This is a genomic window from Streptosporangium sp. H13245 (assembly GCF_055690525.1).
Window position 1 is genome coordinate 22,195 of the sequence record NZ_JBSZKT010000062.1, and the last position, 6,000, is coordinate 28,194.

The following is a 6,000-nucleotide window of genomic DNA, read 5'->3' on the forward strand; positions in this document are numbered from 1 at the left end:
GACGCTCAGGACGGGCAGCACCTATCGGGGCGGGCACGGCTCCCACCGGATCCGGCGTCTCGCCCCACAGTGCCGCCGAAACCTCGGCGGCACCGCCTGCGGGAGTGAGCCGATGTCCTCCGTACCTGTGCTGCTCGTCCTGACCGCCACCGCCGTGATCGCGGTGCTGGCCTGCGCGCTCGCCCTGGTGGCCGGGTCCGCCTGGCCCCTCTCCCTGCTCAGCGGCGTCGTGGCGGGCGCGGCCACCGTCAGCGTGCTCTCCCGCCTGCTGGACGGCAGCCACCGGATCCGTCCGTAGACCGGAGGATCCACCGGTGAGAGTCCGGCGGGTCAGAAGCCGCGCGCCAGGTGGTAGTAGGCCTGGTTCCAGCGGATCTCCTTGGCGAACTGGCGGGGAGTGGTGTCCGCGTCGATGACCAGCAGCTCGACGCCGAGCATGTCGGAGAGGTCGGTGAGCTCCTCGGTGGTGAGGGCGGACGACAGGACGGTGTGGTGCGGGCCTCCGGCGGTCAGCCACGCCTCGGCCGAGGTGCTCAGGTCCGGGCGGGGCCTCCACACCGCGCGGGCGACGGGCAGGCTGGGCAGCGGCTCGGCGGGGGCGACCACGTCGATCTCGTTGGCCACCATCCTGAACCGGTCCCCCATGTCGGACAGGCCGATCACCACGGCGGGTCCCGGCTCCGCGTCGAAGACCAGCCGGACCGGGTCCTCGCGCCCGCCGATGCTCAGCGGGTGGATCTCGCACGAGGGCACCCCGGCGGCGATCGTCGGGCAGACCTCCAGCATGTGCGCGCCCAGGATGACCTCCTGGCCCGGGGTCAGGTGGTAGGTGTAGTCCTCCATGAAGGAGGTGCCGCCCGCCAGCCCCGCCGACATCACCTTCAGGGTCCGTACCAGCACCGAGGTCTTCCAGTCGCCCTCGCCGCCGAAGCCGTAGCCGTCGGCCATCAGCCGCTGCACCGCGAGCCCCGGCAGCTGCCGCAGCCCGCCGAGGTCCTCGAAGTTGGTGGTGAACGCGCCGAAGCCCCCCTCGACGAGGAAGCGGCGCAACCCCAGCTCGACGCGGGCGGCGTAGCGCAGGGAGTCGTGACGCTCACCTCCGGTACGCAGCTCGGGGGCGACCTTGTAGGTGTCCTCGTACTCGGCGGTCAGGGTGTCCACGTCGGCGTCCGCCGCGGCGTCGACGGCGGCGACCAGGTCGTTGACGCCGTAGGTGTTGACCGAGACGCCGAAGCGCAGCTGCGCCTCCACCTTGTCGCCCTCGGTGACCGCCACGTCGCGCATGTTGTCGCCGAAGCGGGCCAGCCGCAGCGAGCCCATCTCCGCGCGCCCGGCCGCGGCCCGCGCCCACGCGCCGACGCGCGCCGTCACGGCCGGGTCGCTCACGTGCCCGGCGACGGTCTTGCGCGCCACGCCCAGCCGGGCCTGGACGTAGCCGAACTCGCGGTCGCCGTGCGCGGCCTGGTTGAGGTTCATGAAGTCCATGTCGATGGAACTCCACGGCAGCGCCACGTTCGCCTGGGTGTGCAGGTGCAGCAGCGGCGTGCGCAGCGCGTCCAGCCCGGCGATCCACATCTTGGCCGGGGAGAAGGTGTGCATCCAGGCGATCACCCCGACGCAGGCGGCCGAGGCGTTCGCCTCCAGGCAGACCCGGTGGATCGCCCCGGCGTCGGTCAGCACGGGCTTCCACACCACCCGGAACGCCAGCGCCTCGTCGAGCCGCCCGGCGATCTCCCGGGACTGCTCCGCCACCCGGGCCAGCGTGTCCTCGCCGTACAGGCCCTGGCTTCCGGTGAGGAACCAGATCTCACGCTCGTGGAGGGTCACCGCGGACTCCTTTGCCCGTAGACGTTCTGGTAGCGGTCGTACAAGCTGTCGATGTCGGGTCCCGCGATCGGCAGCGGCTCGCCCAGCTGGCGGGCCACGTGCACGGTACGGGCGACGTCCTCGCACATCACCGCGGCCTTGACGGCCGCGCGGGCGTCGGCGCCGATGGTGAAGACGCCGTGGTTGCGCATGAGGACCGCCGGGGAGCGGTGGCCGTCCAGGGTGGCGACGATCCCCTTGCCGATGTCGTCCCCGCCGATCAGCGCGAACGGCCCGGCCGGTATCTCCCCGCCGAACTCGTCCGCCATCGCCGTCAGCACGCACGGGATGGCCTCGCCCCGCGCCGCCCAGGCGGAGGCGTAGGTGGAGTGGGTGTGCACCACGCCGCCCACCTTCGGCATCGCCCGGTAGACGTATGCGTGCGCGGCGGTGTCGCTGGACGGCGACAGCTCGCCCTCGACCAGCTCACCGTCCAGGTCACACACCACGATCGACTCCGGCGTCAGCCTCTCGTACGTCACCCCGGACGGTTTGATGACGAACAGGTCCTCACCGGGGACCCGGCCGGAGACGTTGCCCGCGGTCCAGGCGACGAGGTTGTAGCGGACGAGTTCCTGGTGGAGCGCGGACACCGTCTCGCGCAGCCTCCTGACGACGGCGCTCATCCGGCCGCCGCCCTCTTCGCCTCGTTGCGCAGGGCCCGCAGGCCGTGCAGCGTCTCCCCGGCGGCGAAGTGGTCGTGCAGGCGGCGGTACTCGGCGTACAGCCGGTCGTAGGTGTCCGCGCGCCCGGCGTCGGGGACGTAGGCGGCCTCGGCGCGGCTGCCCATCGCGGCCGAGGCCGAGGTGATGTCGGGGTAGGCCCCGGCGGCGACCGCAGCGTGGACGGCCGCCCCCAGGGCGCACCCCTGCTCGGAGCCGATCACCGAGATCGGGCGGCGCAGTACGTCGGCGTAGACCTGCATCAGGAAGCGGTTCCTGATCAGGCCCCCCGCGGCGACGAACTCGGCCACGGGCACCCCGGAACACTCGAAGGTCTCCACGATCGTGCGGGTACCGAACGCGGTGGCCTCGATCAGCGCCCGGTAGGTGTCCTCGGGCCTCGTCGCGAGCGTCTGGCCGACGACCACGGCGGAGAGGTCGTGGTCGACCAGCACCGAGCGGTTGCCGTTGTGCCAGTCGAGCGCCACCAGGCCGTGCTGCCCGACCCGCTGCGCGGCGGCCAGCTCGGTGAGGAGCTCGTGCACGGTGAGCCCGCGCCGCTCCGCCTCGCGCTCGTAGGAGCCGGGCACCGAGGTCTCGACGAACCACCCGAAGATGTCGCCGACCCCCGACTGGCCCGCCTCGTACCCCCACAGGCCGGGCACGATGCCGTCGCGCACCACCCCGCACATGCCGGGCACCTCGGCCAGCGTGCCGGAGGACATGACGTGGCAGGTGGAGGTGCCCATGATGGCCACCATCTGGCCGGGCCGCACGGCGTCGGCGGCGGCGGCCGTGACGTGGGCGTCGACGTTGCCGACCGAGACCGCGATGCCCTCGGGCAGCCTCGTCCACCCGGCGGCGCGGGCGTCCAGCCGTCCGGCGAGGCCGCCCAGGGGGGACGGCTCCCCGCCGAGCTTGGCGGTGAAACCGGCGAAGGCGGGGTTGAGCTCGGCGAGGAACCCCTCTGAGGGGTAGCGGCCGTCCTGACGTACGGCCTTGTACCCGGCGGCGCACACGTTGCGCGTCTCCACGCCGGTGAGCTGCCAGACGATCCAGTCGGCGGCCTCGATCCAGCGTTCCGCGCGGCCGTAGACCTCCGGGTCCTCCTCCAGTGTTTGGAGGCCCTTGGCGAACGCCCACTCCGAGGAGATCTTCCCGCCGTACCGGGGCAGCCACGTCTCTCCCCTGCGGGCGGCGACGGCGTTGATCCGGTCGGCGTGCGGCTGCGCCGAGTGGTGCTTCCACAGTTTCGGCCACGCGTGCGGGCGGGAGGCGAACCCGTCGACCTCGCACAGCGGGGTGCCGTCTGCGGTGGCGGGCAGCACGGTGCAGGCGGTGAAGTCGGTCCCGAGGCCGATGACCTGGGACGGGGAGATCCCGGCCGCCGCCACCGCCTTGGGCACCGCCTGGCGCAACACCTCCCGCCAGTCCTCCGGCGACTGCAACGCCCAGTCCGGGCCCAGGCGCACGACGGTGTCCGGCAATCGGTCCTCGATCACCCCGTGGGCGTACTCGTGCACGGCGGTGCCCACCTCGGCGCCGTCGCCCACCCGTACCACCACGGCGCGGCCCGACAGCGTACCGAAGTCGACACCGACCACGTAGCGATCGTTGTTAGCGTTCACATTCTCTCCAGGACATCGGGACGGCGGGACCTCGGTTACGGGGGACTCCGGTACGGGCGACCGTGCCGGACCCGCGGGACTCAGGCGCGGCGGCGCGGGACGGGACGTCGCGGCCCCAAGCCCGGAACCGCGCTCGGACCCACGTGGAAAACGGTACGCGGATCTGGGCGCGGAGCCACGCCCCGGACCGCGGTCGGACCCACGCGCGAGACGGCACACGGGCCCAAGCACGGCCTCGTACGCGAACCCGGCCCCGGACCCCGGACAGCGGCCAGACCCACGCGCGAGACGGTACGCGGGCCTAGGCGCGGAACGGCGCGGTGCTGGACCTCGGCACGAACCTCGGCGGGACGACATGTCGCTCCTGAGACCATTCCGCTCCCGCCTCCATCTGCCTGAGCAGGACCTCGATGCTGTATTTCCCGACCGCCCCGAAGTCCTGCCTGATCGTGGTGAGAGGCGGAGTGAAGAACTCCGACTCGGGGATGTCGTCGAACCCTACGATGCTGATCTGCTCGGGCACCCGCACGCCCAGTTCGGCGAAGGCCCGCAGCACCCCGAGCGACATCTGGTCGTTGGCGACGAAGACCGCGGAGACGCCCGACGTCGCGGCCAGGCGCAGCCCGGCCTCGTAGCCGGAGCGCGGGCTCCAGTCGCCGGACAGCATCTCCGGGATCGGGCGACCGGCGGCGGTCAGCACCTCGTGCCAGCCCTCGATCCGCCCGTCGGCCTCCAGCCAGTCCGGCGGACCGGCGATGTGCCACACGGTCTCGTGGCCGAGGTCGAGCAGGTGCCGGGTGGCCAGGCGGGCGCCCTCGACCTGGTCGACGCTGACCACCGACACGTCGCCCGAGTGGCTGCCCTCGACGGCCACGACGGGGATGTCGACGGGCACTCCGGCCAGCGCGGGGGCGGCCGAACGCTGCGGCGCGACCACCACGATGCCGTCGACGGCCTGCTCGGCCAGGTAGCCGAGCGCGTCGCGCACGCCCGCGGTGTCGATGGTCTTGAGGCTGACCATGCTGACGAAGTAACCCGCCGCCCTGGCCGCCTGCTCGATGCCGTAGACCGTGCTCGCGGGCCCGTACAGGGTCGTGTCGAAGCTGACCACGCCGAGGGTGCGCGTGTGCCGCGTGACCAGGGCGCGGGCGACCATGTTGCGCCGGTAGCCGAGCTCGTGGATCGCCGCCAGCACCCGGTCGCGGGTCTCGGCGCGGACGTTGGGGTGGTCGTTGAGCACGCGCGAGACCGTCTGGTGCGACACACCGGCCCTCGTGGCGACGTCCGCCATCACCGGCGGACGGCGTTCGACACTCGGGTTCACTGGTCGGCTCCTTCTGGTGACGGCTTGGGACAGACTGTGAGCGCTAACAACACCTCACGTCAAGCATTCCCGACATTACATTCTGGTTACTCGAAGATCATCCGTTAACACCCACTTGACGTTACCGTCATGACGCCCTTAACTGGCGCATACCCCGTTGTTAGCGCTCACATCTCCTGCGAGAAGGTCTCCATGACGCGAGGAATCCTGACCGCCCGGGGGTTGACAGTCGGCCGACCCGGGCATTTGATAGCTCGTCACACAGCCGAACGGGTCACCGGGCGGCCTGACGCCACTGATGTGAGCGCTCACAAAGACGCACGCGACGACGTCCGCGAAGACGCTCACGTCCACAGACACACTCACGAACACGTCCACGAAGACGCTCACGGACACGTTCACGGACGTCGGAGCGGGAGCCGGGCCGGGTCCCGGCTCCCGCTCCGGTGTCACCGTGGGCGTCGTCCGGACGGGACGCGCCCCGGCGGCACGCCGGAAGCCGGGGCGCGCCGCCACGGCA

Annotated in this window: 5 protein-coding genes; 1 reads left to right on the top strand and 4 read right to left on the bottom strand. The window is 71.9% G+C overall.

Annotated features, from left to right (window positions below; all coding sequences use genetic code 11):
- Window positions 1–112 precede the first annotated feature (112 nt).
- Window positions 113–298: a hypothetical protein gene (locus tag ACW9TB_RS38700; protein ID WP_472753094.1), complete on the top strand. Its 186-nt coding sequence runs from the start codon at window positions 113–115 to the stop codon at window positions 296–298.
- Between the two features lie 32 nt (window positions 299–330).
- On the opposite strand, the gene araA is transcribed toward ACW9TB_RS38700, so the two are convergent.
- The 4 genes from araA to ACW9TB_RS38720 form a co-directional block, all read right to left on the bottom strand.
- A complete protein-coding gene (araA, locus tag ACW9TB_RS38705; RefSeq protein WP_472753095.1) occupies window positions 331–1,827 on the bottom strand; it encodes an L-arabinose isomerase in 1,497 nt (498 codons plus the stop codon).
- Window positions 1,824–2,492, bottom strand: coding sequence for an L-ribulose-5-phosphate 4-epimerase (locus ACW9TB_RS38710; protein ID WP_472753096.1), 669 nt, complete (start codon window positions 2,490–2,492; stop codon window positions 1,824–1,826). Before ACW9TB_RS38710 ends, araA begins: the two co-directional genes overlap by 4 nt.
- Window positions 2,489–4,156 carry a ribulokinase gene (gene araB, locus ACW9TB_RS38715; RefSeq protein ID WP_472753097.1) on the bottom strand — a complete coding sequence of 556 codons (1,668 nt, stop codon included), beginning with the start codon at window positions 4,154–4,156 and terminating at the stop codon, window positions 2,489–2,491. The genes ACW9TB_RS38710 and araB overlap by 4 nt, the downstream gene beginning before the upstream one ends.
- Before the next feature lie 301 nt (window positions 4,157–4,457).
- Window positions 4,458–5,447: a LacI family DNA-binding transcriptional regulator gene (locus ACW9TB_RS38720; RefSeq protein ID WP_472753098.1), complete on the bottom strand. Its 990-nt coding sequence runs from the start codon at window positions 5,445–5,447 to the stop codon at window positions 4,458–4,460.
- Window positions 5,448–6,000 lie beyond the last annotated feature (553 nt).

Bases quoted from the DNA above. Each gene is read 5' to 3' on its own strand.
- ACW9TB_RS38700 (WP_472753094.1), top strand. From the start codon at position 113: ATGTCCTCCGTACCTGTGCTGCTCGTCCTGACCGCCACCGCCGTGATC.
- ACW9TB_RS38710 (WP_472753096.1), bottom strand. From the start codon at position 2,492: ATGAGCGCCGTCGTCAGGAGGCTGCGCGAGACGGTGTCCGCGCTCCAC.
- ACW9TB_RS38720 (WP_472753098.1), bottom strand. From the start codon at position 5,447: ATGGCGGACGTCGCCACGAGGGCCGGTGTGTCGCACCAGACGGTCTCG.